11 protein-coding genes and 2 other annotated features are annotated in these 15,720 nt (G+C 38.0%); of the genes, 3 read left to right on the top strand and 8 right to left on the bottom strand.

All coding sequences use genetic code 11. From position 1 onward, the window contains the following. Positions 1-958: 958 nt before the first annotated feature. Both ABVZ64_RS11785 and ABVZ64_RS11780 read right to left on the bottom strand, forming a co-directional pair. Positions 959-2,296 (bottom strand): sodium-dependent transporter, encoded by a 1,338-nt coding sequence (locus tag ABVZ64_RS11785; protein WP_352401204.1) that lies wholly within the window; start codon positions 2,294-2,296, stop codon positions 959-961. Between the two features lie 82 nt (positions 2,297-2,378). Continuing rightward, positions 2,379-2,619, bottom strand: a binding site (T-box leader). A 534-nt stretch (positions 2,620-3,153) separates the two neighbouring features. Then, complete coding sequence (locus tag ABVZ64_RS11780; RefSeq protein WP_352401203.1) at positions 3,154-3,714, bottom strand: hydrolase; 561 nt, start codon at positions 3,712-3,714, stop codon at positions 3,154-3,156. Between the two features lie 162 nt (positions 3,715-3,876). Here ABVZ64_RS11780 and ABVZ64_RS11775 point away from each other — a divergent pair, with 162 nt between their 5' ends. Beyond that, a complete protein-coding gene (locus tag ABVZ64_RS11775) occupies positions 3,877-4,362 on the top strand; it encodes an S-ribosylhomocysteine lyase (protein WP_352401202.1) in 486 nt (161 codons plus the stop codon). Between the two features lie 477 nt (positions 4,363-4,839). On the opposite strand, the gene metA is transcribed toward ABVZ64_RS11775, so the two are convergent. After that, positions 4,840-5,757, bottom strand: a complete 918-nt coding sequence (metA, locus tag ABVZ64_RS11770) for a homoserine O-acetyltransferase MetA (protein WP_352401201.1) — start codon at positions 5,755-5,757, stop codon at positions 4,840-4,842. 323 nt (positions 5,758-6,080) lie between these two features. Beyond that, on the bottom strand, positions 6,081-7,367 hold the full coding sequence (locus ABVZ64_RS11765; RefSeq protein ID WP_352401200.1) for an O-acetylhomoserine aminocarboxypropyltransferase/cysteine synthase family protein: 1,287 nt from the start codon (positions 7,365-7,367) through the stop codon (positions 6,081-6,083). 59 nt (positions 7,368-7,426) lie between these two features. After that, positions 7,427-7,665, bottom strand: a binding site (T-box leader). A 189-nt stretch (positions 7,666-7,854) separates the two neighbouring features. Between ABVZ64_RS11765 and ABVZ64_RS11760 the strand changes: the two genes are divergently transcribed. Next, entirely contained in the window at positions 7,855-8,295 is a 441-nt protein-coding gene (locus ABVZ64_RS11760) for a hypothetical protein (protein ID WP_352401199.1), read from the top strand. Positions 8,296-8,307: 12 nt separating this feature from the next. Then, positions 8,308-9,672: a peptidoglycan-binding domain-containing protein gene (locus tag ABVZ64_RS11755; RefSeq protein WP_352401198.1), complete on the top strand. Its 1,365-nt coding sequence runs from the start codon at positions 8,308-8,310 to the stop codon at positions 9,670-9,672. 32 nt (positions 9,673-9,704) lie between these two features. Here ABVZ64_RS11755 and ABVZ64_RS11750 read toward each other — a convergent pair whose 3' ends face one another. The 4 genes from ABVZ64_RS11750 to ABVZ64_RS11735 all read right to left on the bottom strand — a co-directional run bounded on the left by ABVZ64_RS11750 (position 9,705) and on the right by ABVZ64_RS11735 (position 15,646). Beyond that, positions 9,705-10,283: a dipicolinate synthase subunit B gene (locus tag ABVZ64_RS11750; RefSeq protein ID WP_352401197.1), complete on the bottom strand. Its 579-nt coding sequence runs from the start codon at positions 10,281-10,283 to the stop codon at positions 9,705-9,707. A gap of 21 nt (positions 10,284-10,304) precedes the next feature. Next, positions 10,305-11,168 (bottom strand): dipicolinate synthase subunit DpsA, encoded by an 864-nt coding sequence (dpsA, locus tag ABVZ64_RS11745; RefSeq protein WP_352401196.1) that lies wholly within the window; start codon positions 11,166-11,168, stop codon positions 10,305-10,307. Between the two features lie 255 nt (positions 11,169-11,423). Further along, positions 11,424-14,516 (bottom strand): AAA family ATPase, encoded by a 3,093-nt coding sequence (locus tag ABVZ64_RS11740; RefSeq protein ID WP_352401195.1) that lies wholly within the window; start codon positions 14,514-14,516, stop codon positions 11,424-11,426. After that, positions 14,513-15,646, bottom strand: a complete 1,134-nt coding sequence (locus tag ABVZ64_RS11735; RefSeq protein WP_352401194.1) for an exonuclease SbcCD subunit D — start codon at positions 15,644-15,646, stop codon at positions 14,513-14,515. Before ABVZ64_RS11735 ends, ABVZ64_RS11740 begins: the two co-directional genes overlap by 4 nt. Between the last annotated feature and the right edge of the window lie 74 nt (positions 15,647-15,720).

The following is a 15,720-nucleotide window of genomic DNA, read 5'->3' as shown; positions in this document are numbered from 1 at the left end:
TAGGTATACTATCTTTTTCTTTTATGACTATAATTTTTATCTAAAATACCTATTTTATTGCATCTAATAGCTATTTTTTGGTACATTTTTGATATAATTTTAACACTTATGGTTATGCGCCCTTGTTTTCATTGTTTTTTTGTTGCTATTCATTTTCCTGTTTAAACAGTTTTTGTATATTTTTATTAGACCTTAGTTTCAAACACTCTGATTTACATAAAATATATTTTGAATTTTCTTCTTGTGCATCAAAAAATCAGTTTACAAATTTAACACGTATTCCTCATGAAAATAAATAAAGCGGATTGCCCATTTCAACTTTACCAAATGTGTTTAACTTCTAATTTAGAGTCATAACATATCATCTTCAAAAATTATTCCTCTTAAATATTAGTTGATAAATCTTTTCACATTCCAAAAAATGGATATTCTTATTTCTATATTCGAAATGCTTGAAAATTTTTCAGTAAGAGATTATAAAATTCCACAAAAAAATCCCCAACCATTATAAATACGGCCGAAGATAGACGGATTTTTGTATACAAAATTCCATACCAAGGGGCATACTTCCCTTTAAACTTACCTGAACTTTAGGAAACATTTATTTATTGAGTTCATTTTCCCTTTTTCTGGTATTGAATCATTCTCCTTAAAAATCCTGAAATCTTTTTTAAACCTAGATTTTCATATAGTTTTATCCCTTTCACGTTTGTTTCCTTCGAGGATAAATAACTTTTTTTCAGGAATACCTTGTATACAGCTTGGCTATCAAAAGTTATAGTGGCATTTAACCAAATAGATTAAAAATTGTTATAAGCCTAAGTGAATCACTAACATCCCTTTTCTATTAAAAAAAACCACTCCTTTACTAGTAGAAATGGTTTTTGTTTGCATTATCACTATTTATATTCTTTTCTAAAATCAGAAGTTGCAAGTGCTGTAAAAAATCATGAGCTAATCAAAACGCCACTTTCATAAAAAGTGCTACAAGGCAAAGTATCATTGCAAACGGTACATAAATATAACGTCCAATAAAGTACCACATTTCCCCTTGTTTCTTTATACCGCCTTTATTGATTTCAAATAACAAGTCATCCTTTTTCATTACCCAAAACCATGAAATAGCACCCAAAGTTGCCCCGATAGGAATAATATAAATGGATACTAAGTCCATCCAAGGACCCCATTGGAAAATTGCCTCCATATTAATACCAAAGCCCAAACAAATCAAACACAAAATACAGAGAACTGCTTTTCTGCTGAGCTTAGGAAATTTATGTAACAAAGACTCACCCACTGCTTCAAACATATTTTGCAACGAACTGATGCCTGCAAAAATCATGGCTACATACAATATGATGGCAAAAGTGTTGCCCATAGGAATATCTTGCAGAATGGTTGGTAGTGTTACAAATAGTAAACTTGGACCTGCACTAACGTTCAATTGGTAAGAAAAACACGCCGGAATAATGACCAAGGCAGCTATAAAAGCTGCAATCGTGTCAAAAATGGCAGTTTTACGTGATACTGAAATAACATCTTCATCTTCTCCCAGGTAAGCACCGTAAACTATCATACCACTACCCGTAATTGACAAAGAAAAGAACGCCTGCCCCATTGCCCAAACCCAAACCATAGGATCTCTAAGTGCCTCCCAACGAGGGATAAGCATAAACAAATATCCCTCAAATGCATTTGGAAGCATGGCAACTCGGATTGCTAAAATAATAAAAATGATAAAAAATAACGGCATCATGATTTTATTTGTTTTTTCAATGCTTTTTGCGCCCAAAAACAGTGTCAGTAGTGTGCCGATTACGACAACAACATGGAATGGAATGACAGAATGCTGCTTTAATGAAAAAGCCTCAAACCATGCTGTAGTATTCACATTCATTAACGTGCCGTCCAACGAGTTAAACAATGCTTTCAAAACATACGAAACAATAACAGCATAACCAATGGCAATACACATAGATCCTGCCAGCGGCAGCCACCCAAGGATACCACCAACTTTCCCAGCTTTTTCGCTTCGTGTAGCCCAAGCATTCTCATAGGAACCCAAAGTACCTGTTTTTGAACGGCGCCCAATGGCAAATTCAGCAGGTAAGCCCACATAACTAAAAATAAAAATAAAAAATAAATACACCAGCAAAAAGGCACCGCCACCGTTGCTTCCCATTTTGTTTGGGAAACCCCAAACATTAGCCATACCTACTGCTGAACCCACAGAAGCCAAAATAAATCCCCACCGACTCATAAGCCCTACTGCTTTTTGTTTCTTTTTTACTTCCATTGCAATCCTCCCTAATCCCTTTTCTCTAACCTTTTTTCCGATAATTTTGTACAAAAAAAATCCTCTGCCCCTTTTTAAAGGGACAGAGGACGAAAACTCGTGGTACCACCTCTGGTTTAAGTATTTCTCGCAAAATACTCCTTTTTGTGTGCAAACACACACATTACGCTATATCGGGCGTCCCCGTCTAACCCTACAAATAATAACTATCTTCGGGCAGCTGCTCCAGAATGTATTCAAGACAGTCAGTTTACACCCTTTCACCAACCGGATGCTCTCTGCAAAACTTTCCCTGCTCTACTCGTTTCCTTCAACGCATTATGATATCAAAAACACTTTATCACAGTGTATGGCAAAAGTCAAGTTCTGCAATGAGATTTTTTTCAGCCTATGAGATTTTTTTCATGTACAATCCTCCATCAAGGTTACTTTTTTATAAAAAACTCTGATTAAGGGTGCCCATACAGATACTGCAGGCATAATTTTCACAGTAGAGCCAATTATTATTTTTCCACAATCAGTACATTCTTTTATCCAAGTATAGGCAATTTACTCAAGTCGTTAAAACATACGAAACTGATTTGTATTGCCTAACCAAATCCTACAGTTTTCCTTTGGTTTTTCATAATTGCGTCCATTGTGGTATGTCTTCTACCCCATGCTCCGGCCTAACGGGCGCTACCATGGTTACCTCATACCTCTGTTTTAATGCAAGAGTGCTGGCATATAAAAAACAAGTATATTGCCCCAGTTAGAATCATCTAACAACAATCATTGAATTGACCTCCTACAAATAAGGTAAGGTGGCAGTAGCTTCAAAATGCCATCAAATTTGAGTTGTTTACTCCATTTTACAATCAATTTTTGGGATCAGCTTTCATTGCATCAAGTGTCCTTGATAGCAATATGTCCAACTCCCACCCGAGTTGTTCCGCTCCTCTTTTGATCACATCTCGATTGCACCCAGCTGCAAATGCTTTATCTTTAAACTTCTTCTTTACAGACTTCAATTCCATATCCTGAACGCTTTTGGAGGGCCTCATTAAAGCTGCAGCACCAATCAAACCGGTAAGCTCGTCCACAGCAAAAAGAACTTTTTCCATTTCATGGGTAGGTTCAACATCACAACAGATGCCATAACCATGGCTTGCCACTGCATGAATCAATCGTTCCTCCAGGTCAAGTTCTCTCATGAGCTCTTGACATTTCAAACAATGTTCCTGAGGATACATTTCGAAATCAAGGTCATGAAGCAGACCAACATTCCCCCAGAACTCCTCCTCTTCTCCATAGCCTAGTTCTTTTGCGAAATAACGCATTACACTTTCTACTGTTTCGCTATGCTGTAAGTGAAAAGCTTCCTTGTTATATTTTGTGAGAATCTCCCAAGCCTCATCTCTTGTTAATTGTCTTGACATTTTCATACCCCTTTTCCTAATATAATTGTATATATATCTAAACATTTTACAGGAAAAATCCAAAGGTATCAACCCTAGAAAATAAACTTTCACTTGAAATTACCTTGAAAAACGAGTAAAATGACCTTATTTGATGTACGCAATAAAGAAAGGACGAAAAATATGGACGTAACTAGCTTTGGCATTGATCATGATACACTTTTAAGAGGGATTTATGTGTCCAGAAAAGATACAGTAGAAAATGGAGTTCTTACCACTTTTGATATTCGTATGAAAGAACCTAACCGAGAAATGGTTATGGACACTTCTGTAATGCATACCATTGAACACTTAATGGCAACATTTTTCCGTAGTCACCCTCTTTGGGCTGAAAAAACTATTTATGTTGGTCCGATGGGGTGCCGTACAGGTATGTATGTTATTTTCAAAGGCGACCTGGAGTCAAAGGACATAGCAGAAATCATGAAAGCATGCTACGAATATATGGCTAACTTTAACGAAGAAATTCCTGCTGCAAAGTCAGAAATGTGTGGAAACTATTTGGATCATAACTTAGCCATTACAAAGATCGAGTGTAAAAAATATGTTGACGAAGTATTGGATTGCCTAAACGAAGCCAATATGACTTACCCTCGTCAGCAGGGCTAAACTTTTTTTTAAGAATATAGATATATTTTCAGACATACCTACACCCACAAAATGTGTTTGGTATGTCTGTTTTTTATTGGGTAGATTAAAAAGACAAAGGCCACCGTGTATGAATGACAAACAACCTAAATCGAAACCTCAATGTAAATGCTGCTTAGCGGCAAAATTTCATAACCCTTTCATTATAAACTTTCCCCTTTCCCCTCATGCATCTTCGACATCGGTGTTACCTCTAGGAATAAAAAATTACAAATTTTGACCATAATAAAAAGCAGGTAAGAAGGCTCCCCACCTACTTTCTTTCAAAGATAAAATTAATGCTTATATATCAAAATAATATAACACTTTTCTTTTCGTAGCACATGAAATAAAGGTAAGATTTTACGCCACAAAAACTCATTTCTTACGCCGTTTCTGATAATAAATTAGAATGATTCAACCAAGTTTAATCTGCTAACTACCCGAAAATCTTTTAATTTACAATGATTTTGCCCACTCATAAGGGGTTGTTTGATACACATAATAATTTAACCAGTTTGAATATAATAGATTTCCATGGGCACGCCAACGTACAAGGGGCTCTTTCGTGTCATCATCATTGGGGAAGTAGTTGGCAGGAATTGAAGTACTAAGACCAGCTTTTTTATCTCTAATATATTCATTATTTAGAGTTTGTGGATCATACTCTGAATGGCCCATTATAAAAATCTGCTTTCCATCTAGAGATGAAACTGCATAAACACCAGCTTCTTTTGATGTTGATAAAATTTCCAAGTCCTTTATCTTCGCAATATCATCTTCATTCACCGTGGTATAGCGAGAGTGCGGCGCAAAGAACACATCATCTACACCACGTAACAACATGGAATTTTTACGGTTAACCACATGTGGGAAGACTCCAAACAGCTTTTCCTCCATTTGATATTTGGGAATGCCATAATGGTAATACAACCCCGCCTGTGCTCCCCAGCAAATATGAAATGTGCTATGTACATTGGTCTTACTCCACTCCATGATTTCCTTTAGCTCATCCCAATAGTCCACTTCCTCAAACTCCATTTTTTCAACTGGGGCGCCTGTAATAATAAATCCATCAAACTTTTCATTTTTTACTTCATCAAAGCTTTTATAAAAAGCCAACAAATGCTCACTTGAAGTATTCTTGGAATTATGAGACTTAATATGAATCAGTTCTAATTCAATTTGCAAAGGTGTGTTTCCTAAAAGCCTTGAAATTTGTGTTTCAGTATCAATTTTTGTTGGCATCAAATTTAATAATAATATTTTCAACGGGCGAATATCTTGGGTTATTGCCCGATGCTCTGTCATCACAAAAATATTTTCATTGGTTAGCACCTTAACCGCTGGCAATTCATTGGGTATTTTAATTGGCATCTACTTTTCACCGCTTTCTTTAATCCTAATTCTTCAAACATAAAGTTGCAATTTTAACTCTCTTATCTTTACAACACGTAACCTTTTGTAAAGTCATATTTGCAATATTTTCAAACCTATCCATAGTATTTTTTCGTTGCGTTTTGATCAGCTTAATGCAATTCGTAGAGGTACTCTCCTCTATGAATTGTATTAAATTAAATACGTACTGCAATTGCTTGTTTTACAATTAACCATGGAGAACGACAAACATCCCTTGTCATCCCCCATTTTCTTTCATCACCTATATTTATAACAATATAAAAACTGATGATTCCACAGGCTTATTTAATTGATTCCAGCGCCTGGGCGATGTCTTCAATCAAATCCTGGGCATTTTCAAGGCCACAGGAAAATCTGACCAAATCACCTGAAATTCCCGCTGCAATAAGTTCGTCTTCGCTCATCTGCCTGTGCGTTGCGCTTGCAGGATGCAGACAGCAGGTTCTGGCATCTGCAACATGGGTGGCAACAGATGCTAGCTTCAGGCTATCCATAAACTTTTCTGCTGTTTCCCTGCCCCCTTTTACACCAAAGCTTACAACTCCACAGGTGCCATTCGGCATATATTTTTTTGCAGTTTCATAAAACGGATCTCCTTCTAGGCCAGGATATACCACCCACGAAACCTTTTCATTCTCCTTTAAAAATTTTGCCACGGCAAGGGCATTTTCACAATGGCGGGGCACTCTCACATGAAGGCTTTCTAACCCTAAATTTAAGAGGAATGCTGTCTGTGGTGATTGTGCAGAACCAAAGTCCCTCATTAATTGGGCAGTTGCTTTTGTAATAAAGGCACCCCCTTGACCAAATTTTTCAACATATGTAATTCCATGATAACTATGGTCAGGTGTGCAAAGACCAGGAAATTTTTCTGCATTCTTTTGCCAATCAAACTTTCCCGAATCAACTATACATCCACCTACTCCCGCTCCATGTCCATCCAAATATTTTGTGGTAGAGTGGGTTACAATGTCTGCTCCCCACTCAAAGGGACGACAATTGACAGGAGTGGCAAAGGTATTGTCAATTACCAAGGGTACCCCATGGGCATGAGCGGCATTGGCGAAGCGTTCAATATCCAGCACTGTCAAAGCTGGATTTGCAATGGTTTCACCAAATACAGCTTTTGTATTAGGCTGGAATGCAGCCTCTAACTCCTCATCCGTACAATTAGGCGTAACAAATGTGAACTCCACACCCATCTTCTTCATTGTTACAGAAAAAAGATTATATGTGCCACCATAAATGGTGGAGCATGCAACCACATGATCTCCACAAGTAGCAATATTAAAAATTGCATAGAAGTTGGCTGCCTGCCCAGATGAAGTCAGCATTGCCGCAGTACCACCTTCCATCTCGCAAATTTTTGCAGCAACATAATCACAGGTAGGATTTTGCAATCTCGAATAAAAATACCCGCTTGCTTCAAGGTCAAAAAGTTTTCCCATTTCTTCACTGGATGCGTATTTGAAAGTTGTGCTTTGAATAATGGGTATTTGTCTAGGCTCACCATTTTTTGGAGTATACCCCCCCTGTACACATTTTGTTTCCATTCTGTAATCACTCATTTACATATAACCTCCTCTAGTTTAATTTTGAAAATAAAAAAACCCGTCTCAAAGATATACTTTGAGACGGGTTATTCCCGCGGTACCACTCAAATTGCATTAAAAATAATGCCACCTCTCAGACTCAAACAAGTCCTATGCATTTACGCAGCAATCACGGAAGGAGCCTACTTACATTTTCATGTTTTCGAACCTTCAGCTCAGAAGCCATAGGCATTAAGCAGTCTCATTATCGGTTCGCACCAATCCCGATTCTCTGTGAACTTAACAGCTCAGCCCTCTTCGTCATAGCCTTTAGTATTTTGTTTGTTTTATTATAGCATTCAAATCCTGTTTGTCAATAAAAAATTTCTAAAATAAATATAGATTACATATTTTTTTACGTTTTATCTATCCACAGTTGTAGCCGATTGAGCGTACTGTAATCTCATGAGAAAGAATAAGATAATACTAATATATATATTCAAATATCAAAGGAGCGAATGTAATGAACCTAACCAGTGACAAACAACCTACTCCCTCCATGGATGAAAAAGAATACAACGGCAGTTTACAGGTTCAAACGTATACAGCAAAACGAAGCTACCCTGTTCCCCTTGCTGAAGTTACCATTTCTAAGGATACCCCCGAGGGTGAAATCATACTTTTTAAAGGCAACACCAATGCTTCTGGGAAAATTCCTTCTATCCCCCTAGCAGGCATAAAAGCAATTGACGCCCTTAGCCCCAGTATAGATTTTCAAAATATTGTAAGCAAAAATAGCTATAAAATAACTGTCACCCATCCTGACTTTTTAACAATGGTTTATTACAACGTTCCCGTTTATGAAGGTATTTTATCTCTCCAACACGTTGACATGATTCCAAAATCAGTTTCAACGGATCCCTCCAAACCCATTAAAATTAACGAACAAACACTTAAAATCTAAGGAGGATATAACATGCAAACAGGTTATCCCTTTATTCCTGAGTCTATTACAGTGCATTTAGGCAATCCAAACGAATATGCAAGAAATGTTACAGTTCCCTTTATCGACTATATAAAAAATGTTGCTTCTAGTGAAATCTATCCAACCTGGCCAGAAAGAGCAATTCGAGCCAATATTTACGCCCAAATCAGCTATGCCCTAAACCGTATTTATGCAGAGCATTACCGCAAACAGGGTTACGATTTTGATATCAGCAATTCACCAACATATGACCAAAATTATATAGAAGGACGGGAGATTTTTGACAGCATCAGTAACATTGTGGATGATATCTTTGATTCGTATATTGTAAAGCAAGGAAGTGCTGGCCCGTTTTTTGCCCAATATTGCAATGGAACAACCACTGTTTGTGATGGCCTTTCCCAATGGGGTACGGTATATCTGGCTGAAAGTGGTTACATACCCTATGATATTTTACGTTATTACTATGGGGATGAAATAAATATTGAGACAGATGTGCCTGTTGGAAGTCTAAAAGACTCCTACCCCGGTTTTCCTCTAAAATTAGGAAGTAGTGGGAGCAGCGTAAAAACCATAAAAGTTCAACTGGAGCGTATCCGAAAAAATTATCCTGAAATACCAAAAATCACAAGCTATAATGATTTATACGATATGGAAACTGAAAAAGCAGTGAAAGAATTCCAGAGGATTTTCAATCTTACAGCGGATGGGGTTGTTGGTAAGGGCACGTGGTATAAACTAAAAAATCTATATAATAGTGTTAACAAACTGGGTCAGCTGGCTTCTGAAGCACTTACCTATGAGAAATTTAGACCACTTTATGAAGAAGCTTTGAAAATTGGAAGTCAAGGAATCGGTATTAAAACAATACAATACATGCTAACCATGCTTTCCTATTTCGATCCCGACATTCCTGAAATTGAAGTTGATGGTTTTTATGGGCCACAAACCGAAAGTGCAGTCATCGCTTTTCAAACGAAATACGGAATACCTCCTAATGGAATCGTAGATCCAGTCACATGGAAAGCCTTAAATGATAGGTATGTGAAACTCATCAACTCAATGTCTCCCCAAATCCTGCAAGGCAAAGCCTCCCTCTATCCCGGATATATTCTTTCCTTAGGAACGCGGAATAAAGATGTTGAAAACCTACAAACATACCTTGCCACCATTGCCGAGTATTACCCTTGGGCACTTGACGTGGAAATTAGCGGTTATTTTGATAACGAGACCTATGACGCAGTAAAAACAATGCAAAGACAATGGGGACTAAAAGAATCAGGGGTTGTGGGAGCTAACACATGGCTTCAAATAGCAACCCTTTATGATCAACTTATAACCCAGCAAAATTTTTAGGAAAAGGGAGATTTAGAATCTCCCTTTTTTTCTCACTGTAACAAAGGCTGAATTTGAATCCCCTCAAAAGCCAGTTCTAAAGTTGGAACAATTTGTTCTGTTTTTGCAATCATAGATTTTGGTTTGCCCTCATAATTATCCTGATGAAAAGGCACAAAATAAATACCCTTCGTGTTCATCAGCTGTCCAATATTTGTTAAATTTAAGCCCAATGCATCGTTGGTAGAGATGGAGATAACCAAAGGCTTATTGTTTCTCATATGAGCCTTTGCTGCCATAAGAACTGAAGTATCCGTAATACCATTGCTAAGTTTTGCAATGGTATTGCCTGTGCATGGTGCAATAATTAGAATATCCAGCATCCCTTGAGGACCAAGGGGTTCAGCATCCACAATTGTAAAAACCGGTGTATTACCCGTAATCTCAATAACTTTTTTGACAAAATCCTCAGCTTTACCAAAACGTGTATCTAAGGTTGCAGCATTGGTAGACAAAATCGGAATAATATTTGCTTTTTCTTCTTTTAATCTTTCAAGTTCTTTGAGAATTTTGTCAAATGTACAAAACGAACCTGTTATTGCAAATCCTATATTTTTCCCTTCTAATTTCACAATAAATTCCCCCTTGCTTTACTATTCTAGTGAGGACATCATTCCTCGCAACAAAATTTTGGCACTTGTTTTAGGTGAGTATCTTCCTGGCAGCCCAAGGGATAACTTTGCTGTAATTCCCTTTTTCTTACAAGCGTCAAAATCTGTTCCACCAGGAGCAGAGGCAATGTCAATTATCACTGCATCAGGATGCATGATTTCTATTAGCCTCGCATCTAACATCATAGTTGGAATTGTATTAAAAATAAACTGGGCCTGGGAAGTGCAGCTTGCCAAATCCTCCAAGGAAACCACGCCATACCCCTCAGCCAACGCCTCTTGTCGTGCGTCTAACCTTCTTGCACTAATAATCACTTTTGCATTCATGCCTTTCAGTCTTTGTGCAATGGCTTTGGCACATCGTCCATATCCCAAAATCAAAGAAACCTCTTGGTTGATATTTTGTTTACTCAAGGTTATAGCTTCTGCAATTGCTCCTTCTGCAGTGGTAATTGCATTGTCCATAGCCACATCTTCCATTTTCATAAAATCATAGCAAACTACATTTTTTTCTTTAGCCGCCTCTAGTACCACTTTGGAAATGTTACCTCCAAAGAGTACCTGATTTTGCTTTAGATTTGCGCAAAAGTCAGTTAGGTACACAATGGTGTTATCCTTGGTTAACAAATGAATCCCATCCTTTGTAAACGGAACTGGCGCAACAATAATATCTGCATTTTGCATTGCCTCCTCTAACGAGGCAGCACATACAGCCCCACATAGGCCTTCCCCACCCTCTAATGCATAGGTTTGAACCTGTCTACAACTATCTTTCAAAAAATTTGCCAAAAAGAGGAGCCTTTGATCTCCACCTATCACAAGAATTCTTTTATTTGTCCAGTTCATTATTCCGCCTCCCATCTTTATTAAAATATGCATAGGTTAAAATGGTGTGTTTGTATCAAAGGGACAGAAAAAACTTTCTTTTAACCCAAGGGCAAAACCATGGAAGGTTCTTACAAAGAAAATAGCCCGGGTATACAAATAAACTTATTTCACTTGTTTTAATTTTTACTGGAATAATAAAAAAAATAGAGTTCGCTTGTTTTTTTAAAAAAATTAAGCCCTAAAATAGGGCTTAATTTTTCCTTTTTTAAATGTTCAACCTAAGACTTCTACCAAACTTCCCGAAGTCCCCCGATGAACCAGAATTTTTTTCTCAATATTTTCTTTTAACTCTGTGATATGGGATATAATTCCCACCAATCTATTTCCATAAGAAAGACGTTGCAGCACTTGAACTGCTTGTTCCCTTGATTGCTCATCTAATGCACCAAAACCTTCGTCGATAAACATTGCATCAATTTGAACGCCTCCTGCATGACTTTGAATAACATCAGAAAGACCTAATGCCAAAGAAAGCGATGCCTTAAAGGCTTCCCCTCCCGAAAGGGACTTAACGGAGCGTCTTTTACCTGTGAAATAGTCCATAACTTCCATTTCCAATCCGCTCTGGCTTCGTTTATCTGTGGCGTTCTCTGCCCGCATCAAGCGATATCTGCCCTCCGTCATTTCACCTAAGCGCATATTGGCTGCTCTTAGCACCCGTTCAAAGTAGAATGCCTGAACAAAGGACTCAAATGTAATTTTATCCTTTCCTGTTAATTCACCATTGGCAATTTTTGAAAGTTCCATAATAGGCAGATATTCTGTCTCTATTTGGCGTCGCAAATCCAATTCTTCCTTTGCATTTTTTAATGCTGCTTCTTTCATAATAAGACTACCATTTAGTTTCTCAATCGTAGTATCTAGTTGGGTAATATGCTGGGCAATTTCTGCTTTTTTATTCTCCAGCACCTCTAAATCTATCATTACAATATCATTGTTTAAATTGGTACGTTTTATAAAGTCCTCTAATCTATTTATACGATTGAAAAATTCGCGGTTTTCTTGCTCCTCTTTTTCCATTTTTTCTATAGACTGGGGTAAAGCAGATTGATATGCCTCCATTGTAGCAAAGCCCTTTTCTAGCATCATAGCATTCCATTTGCTTTTCGCTTTCTCTACACGCCGTTTCCCCTGTAGTTCATGGCTTTTTCCTTCTTCCAGACGCGTTTGCATCCTTTGCACTTCATCCTTTTTCTCCTGAAAAATGGCTAAGATGCGGTTATATTCATTTTCTGCTTTCTCAATATATCTCTCCAAGGCTTCCACTGCACTTTTGGCCTGCTGGGCAGAAGTATCTTTTTCTAAACGTTCCTCCAAGGCTACACATTCACCTTGTAGCAGGCTATCCTGTTCTATCGTCTGTCTGATACTCTCCTGCGTTTCCTCCAGCTTCCCTTTTAATTTCTCTAACACATTATTTTTCTCATGTTGTCTTTCATCCAGGGCCCTAAGCTCAGTAATTTTCTTTTTTACATCCAAACAGCCTTCTTCTAAAGTTTTCATTTCCATCTCTAGCTGTCTTATTTTTTTCTGAAGTGTTTCCTCAGATGTACCTTCCTCCATGCACGCCTTTAAAATCCCTTCTTGTTTCATTTCACATTTTGTAGAAAGACCCTTCCCTTCTGCAGAAACTTCCTGTAATGCAGTGTAGGCATTTGCTTCTTTTTCTTTGGCCTCTTTCCAAGTACTTTCCGTTGGTGCCCATTGAGAGAGGATTGCCTTTTGGGGATGCTCCAAAGAGCCGCAAACTGGACAAGGAACACCCTCTTCTAGTTTCTCTGCTAAAATGCCAGCTTGCTCTGCCAAAAAAGCAGACTCAACATCTTCACGATAACGCCTTGCTTCCTTCCATGCCAAGTCTACCTTTTTATATCTAACCCGTAACGCAGCTAATTGCTTCAGTTGCGCATTTCGTTCCTCTTGCATAACAACAATACGTCTCATTCTCCCTTGCCGTTCTTTTATCATTTGCATTTCTTGGGCTAAGACAAGTTCTTTTTTTTCTAAATCAGGTTTTCCTTCTAGCTTGTCCTTTATTTCACTGATGCTTTGTTCAGTAACGATAATGCTCTCTTTTTGTTCTTTTTCTTGCTTCGCCAACCTTATTTTTTTTTCCTCTAAGAGCCCTCTTTCTTTTTGTAATACCTCTTTTCTTGTATATGCCAATAGGTCACCTTGCATTTTTTTCAATCGAATTTTTTCTTCATTCAATTTGGGCAGTTCTTCTTCATGCTTATTGTGCTCTTGCGCCATATGTTCTAACACGGGGTAAAGAATGTTTAATTTCTTCGTTAAATCCCCAACTTGTTTTTTTGCCTCCTCGTAAGATTCAACCTCGCGCAACAGAGCTATTTCAAATGGCAAAACATAGTCATGAGCCAATCTCTGTCTTGCAAGAAAATCTTTTTTAACCAGCTCCACCTCTTTTCGCTGTAATAAAAGTGCTAACTCTCCCTTTGCTTCCTGAAAATCAGCAATCCGTTTATTATTAATTTCGCCTTTACCAATTTGGATTGTCAACTCCTGTTCTTTCTTGGCTAAATTCTTTCTATCAACTTTCAGTACTGTTATTCGGTTTTGTGAATCGAAAAGTGCAATTTCTTGTTTCGATACAATGACCTCCCCTTGGTATGCAGTACCCTTACAATCCCAATCCGCCTCAGGACAAAGCTGTTTCAAAAAATATAGTAACCGCTTTTCACTATCTTCATATCGTGTTCGATTTTGTTTTTCCAACTCCTTCAGTTTCTGTTGAAAATTAGAAAAAACATCTGTGTGAAACACTTTGCGGAAAATCGTTCCTCTTTCACTGCTTTCAGCATATAATAGCCTTAAAAACTCTCCTTGGGCAATCATGGCAATTTGCTTAAATTGCTTGGCATCCACAGACAAAAGTTCCTCTACTGCCTTTCGCACCTGGACAAAGCCGGTGGATAAGGTTTGTCCTTCACTGGATAGTGTGGCTTCTGCCACCTCTGTGGTTGTTCCTTCTCCGCTTTTTTTAGGGCGGCGATAGGCAGGGTTTCGAATGACTACATAAATTTTGCCTTTATGTTGAAACGTTAATTCCACATATGTTTTCACCTTGGCATCAGCAAAGTCACTGCGTACACTATCAATTCCACGGTTTGATCCACTAACTTCGCCAAAAAGGGCAAAACAAATGGCGTCAAAAATCGTCGTCTTACCCGCTCCTGTATCGCCACTTATAAGGAAAAGCCCACCATCCCCCAACTTTGAAAAGGGAACTTCAACTTTTTCTGCAAAGGGACCGAACGCCGAAATGGTTAAATTAATTGGTTTCATTCACCTTCACTCTCCAATTCTTCCCAAGCCTTTTTGGTTGTTTGTTTTTGAATACCGTCCATTTCCTTTTGTGCTTGCCGTTGAAAAAACAATTCAAACAATTCCTGAGGTGACATATCCTCAGCGGAATATTGAAGTGCTTCTGCTTCCCTTTTTTCTTGGGCTTCCATCTCTATGGCCATAATGTTTGGGTACACAGAACGTAGCTGTCCCATTGGGTCATTTAGTATTCTTTGATCTGTAAGAATTCCTCGAATATAATCCTGTGATACCCCCTCTTGCCTTGCCGCCTCAAGTAACCCTGATAGGGGTCCTTTGATTTCACGCAAAGGTCGTTTGGGTAAAAGGGGAATAAAGTCCAACTGAATCTGTCCTTTTTCCTTTAATTCCAGCATTGTTATGGTCTTTTTTCGCCGAATTTCTGAAAAGGAATATGCTAAAGGTGAACCAGCAAAGCGGATTTCTTCCTTTCCGATTTTTTGTGGGCTGTGCAAGTGCCCTAGGGCAACATAGTCAAAGTCAAAAAAAACGGAGGCATCCACTTCGTCCACCCCACCCAAGGTATACGTTTCCGAATCACTTTGCTCTGCATGGCCATGCCATGTAACAAATTGATGTGCTAGCAGTATGTTTCTATGTTCTTTGTTTAGTTTCACTTCCTGCAATACAAGTTCAACTGCTTTTTGATAGGTTGGTATGTCTTCATCAAAATAGGGGCTTACCAAAGCTGGTTTTATAAAAGGCAATAAATAAATAGCAATTTCGCCAAATTCATCTTTCATTAAAATAGGGCTAAGCTCTCCCCTAAAGCTGCCAGAAATATGAACATTATGATCCTGAAAAAGGCGACTGCCAAAATCCAGACGATAAGCAGAATCATGGTTTCCCGAAATCATGAAAATTGCAATTTTTAACTTGGATAATTCCGTTAAAAACTCATCCAACAGACGCACAGCCTCCACAGGTGGTACCCCTTTGTCATACACATCCCCTGAAATTAATATTCCCTCAATCTTTTCTTCCTGTGCCTTTTGTAGGATTTGGGAAAGGATGTATTTTTGATCATCTATCATAGAAAAATCATATATTTTCTTTCCCAAGTGTAAATCACCAATATGGAAAAACTTCATATCCTCGCCTCCTTATCTAAATGAACTCTAAGTAGTTTATCATTCAAATCAATGGATTAAGAGCAGACACCAAC

This window comes from Anaerotignum sp. (assembly GCF_040307045.1).
GTDB lineage: Bacteria > Bacillota > Clostridia > Lachnospirales > Anaerotignaceae > Chakrabartyella.
This window is presented reverse-complemented; position numbering and strand designations above follow the sequence as displayed.

Excerpts from the sequence above, each read along its gene's own strand:
- ABVZ64_RS11785 (WP_352401204.1), bottom strand. The coding sequence starts at position 2,296 with ATGGAAGTAAAAAAGAAACAAAAAGCAGTAGGGCTTATGAGTCGGTGG.
- ABVZ64_RS11780 (WP_352401203.1), bottom strand. The coding sequence starts at position 3,714 with ATGTCAAGACAATTAACAAGAGATGAGGCTTGGGAGATTCTCACAAAA.
- ABVZ64_RS11775 (WP_352401202.1), top strand. The coding sequence starts at position 3,877 with ATGGACGTAACTAGCTTTGGCATTGATCATGATACACTTTTAAGAGGG.
- metA (WP_352401201.1), bottom strand. The coding sequence starts at position 5,757 with ATGCCAATTAAAATACCCAATGAATTGCCAGCGGTTAAGGTGCTAACC.
- ABVZ64_RS11765 (WP_352401200.1), bottom strand. The coding sequence starts at position 7,367 with ATGAGTGATTACAGAATGGAAACAAAATGTGTACAGGGGGGGTATACT.
- ABVZ64_RS11760 (WP_352401199.1), top strand. The coding sequence starts at position 7,855 with ATGAACCTAACCAGTGACAAACAACCTACTCCCTCCATGGATGAAAAA.
- ABVZ64_RS11755 (WP_352401198.1), top strand. The coding sequence starts at position 8,308 with ATGCAAACAGGTTATCCCTTTATTCCTGAGTCTATTACAGTGCATTTA.
- dpsA (WP_352401196.1), bottom strand. The coding sequence starts at position 11,168 with ATGAACTGGACAAATAAAAGAATTCTTGTGATAGGTGGAGATCAAAGG.
- ABVZ64_RS11740 (WP_352401195.1), bottom strand. The coding sequence starts at position 14,516 with ATGAAACCAATTAATTTAACCATTTCGGCGTTCGGTCCCTTTGCAGAA.
- ABVZ64_RS11735 (WP_352401194.1), bottom strand. The coding sequence starts at position 15,646 with ATGAAGTTTTTCCATATTGGTGATTTACACTTGGGAAAGAAAATATAT.